The sequence below is a fragment of the Serratia sp. 506_PEND genome (assembly GCF_001076875.1).
Lineage (GTDB): Bacteria > Pseudomonadota > Gammaproteobacteria > Enterobacterales > Enterobacteriaceae > Serratia > Serratia marcescens.
Genome location: NZ_JVEL01000383.1, coordinates 1 through 2463 on the forward strand (window position 1 = coordinate 1; position 2463 = coordinate 2463).

Here is a 2463-nt window from a genome sequence, read left to right on the forward strand (position 1 = left end):
GAGTTATTGAAGTTTTTGGCGGCGCTTTTAGTAATTTACTTGTTGTTTTTTAGAAAGAAAAAACGCAAATCTCCAAAGTCTTATGCTTCAAGCCCTGTGAAAGCACCACCAAAAGAATGGCTCGCTGACATCAAGAAAAAAGAGGCGGTTGTGCGAAACGATGATAGTGAAGACGATAACCTTGCAACTTTTACATTGAGCGGTGGCCGGGGTGTTGAAGTTCGGGTGACAACCAATCATTACCGGAACACCTCCAAATCAGCAGGTGCACTAGCTCGATGGGTACTTCCGGGTGAGATGATAACTATAGCTGGTGTAACAATTAGCGGTGGCCACATTTACGTGGGGCAACGTATGAAGCCCTCCGGTCAAGAATCAGGCGGCTATTATGACGATGGAAGTGAGGCATCATTAATTGATGACACATGTAAGATAAAACCTACTTCTTATCTTTACGAGGACAGTTCATTAGGATACTGGCCCAGTTTTTCATCTCTTTCCCCAGAAGCACGCGGTGCTTATGTCAGTTGGCTTGCCAGCGATAGGTCTGATCCATCGTGTCCTATCGGCTATGTTTTTATCTACCTCTATGGCCTGGAAAGAAAAGCGCTCGTAGATTCCGCTGACTCAAAATTCCCTGATGATGAGTTCCGTAATCTGTTCAATGAAGTCGCTCGGTTAAGATCGGTATTCATTGAGAACCGCTCCTTCCGTGGATATTCGACCCAATTACTCGAAGCCATGTCTATTCTGCGCCCGAACATGGGCTTAGCCACTGAGCTCGATAGCAATTCAGGTTTCAGCAACAGCATGCAATTTAAGCTGGCTCTGGCAAAAACTGTACATGAAGGAGTTCCTGTATCAGCTGAACTGGCGTTGAACTGGGTAATAAACCACACCGAGTATTCGCTGCGTACCCCGGCTCGCCGCTGTGCTAAAGAGTTTGCTGCGCTTTTCAAACGGCGTTACACCCTCAAATATGGTGAAGGGATGGTCGTTAAGGCGAATAAAACGCGCCTAAGGTTAGATTACACACCAGCAAGTCCTAGTTTGCGAGGTGTTCGACTTCCTGTTCCCGACCTGCCTGATCCAAGTGCGTTGAAGAGCCCTGTCCAGAAAATTATGGCTCTTGCCGACATATGTACGGATGAACTTGATGCTTATAGTCGCTACCTTGGTAGGAAAGGTACGTCAGTCAATGATACGGCTGCAATTATGTTGCTCCCTTCAGAGATCGTTAATGAAAGCGCAGAAAAAATATTAAGCTCATTCAAACGCTGGGCTGATGAGGCGATCCTCGTCAAGGAGGGGTTAGTCTCAGTTGCTGACTTTTGGGCACATATGAATACCAGTTGCCCCAATAAGATCAATAAAAAAGAGGCCGATTTGATGCAGGCCTTTGCTCTGAAGATGGGTTACGGTCTGGCACCTGACCCGTGTTATCACCATGTGAAGGCGGATGTTGATGGGACACTTGTTCTATTCCCTGCCGCCGAAGGTGGACGCTTCTCACCTTCAGCTGAATTTATCTCAGCAGTAATGACTCTCAGATTAGGGGCGATGGTCGCCTTGATTGACAATTCTCTTGATCAAGCCGAGCAGAAAGTGCTTGAGAATGCCATCAACAACAATACTGGCTTCACCGATGATGAAAAGCGCTCTCTACATGCGTATTTAACATGGCAGCTTCATACTCCAGCCAATATGACGGGAATGAAAAGCAGGATTGAGTTGATGGGGGCTGCGGAAAAATCAGCTGTGGGTAAAGTTATCGTTAGTGTTGCCTGCTCGGATGGCACAATAGCTCCTGCCGAAATCAAACAGCTTGAGAAGATTTATTCAAGTTTGGGCCTGGATCCCTTATCTGTCTCAAGCAATATCCATCAGCATTCCGCAACTGAACATGATCTCGTCTCGTCTGTACCAACTGATCAGCCTACGGCAGGGTTTACACTGGATGCTAATGTACTTGCCCGCCACGAATCTGCCACGGACGAAGTTCGTAAATTACTGAACACAATTTTCACCGAAGAAGAACCGGAAGAACCAAAAAGCGCTCCAGCCTCATTAACGGAGGCGGGCGGCCTTGATTCCGCACATAGCCAGCTTTATCGCAGTTTGCTGGAGAAAGAACAGTGGTCCCGAAAAGAGGCGACAGAATTGTGCGGAAATTTGAATTTGATGCTCGGCGGTGCGCTTGAGGTGATCAATGACTGGTCCTATGCGGTGGTTGATGCTCCGGTGCTGGACGATGCTGATGATAATATCTGGGTTGATCTGGAAATTGCCAAAGAATTAGAGGGATAGTGAATGTCTGTAACACGTATAAGAGTGAAAGAACGCGACGCTATTATTCAGTCACTTAAGTCAGGTGTAACGCCAAGGATAGGCATTCAGCATATCCAGGTTGGTCGCGTGAATGAGATCACTGCTCTCCATCAGGATATTGAGAGGATTGCTGAC

Annotated in this window: 2 protein-coding genes; both read left to right on the top strand. The window is 47.0% G+C overall.

Annotated features, from left to right (window positions below):
* Nucleotides 1–2307, top strand: a 2307-nt coding sequence (locus ADK28_RS13080; RefSeq protein ID WP_239686246.1) for a TerB N-terminal domain-containing protein, incomplete at its 5' end; no start/stop codon positions are given.
* Nucleotides 2308–2310: 3 nt separating this feature from the next.
* The coding region (locus tag ADK28_RS30070; RefSeq protein ID WP_193392131.1) for a BREX system ATP-binding domain-containing protein at nucleotides 2311–2463 on the top strand (153 nt) is incomplete at its 3' end.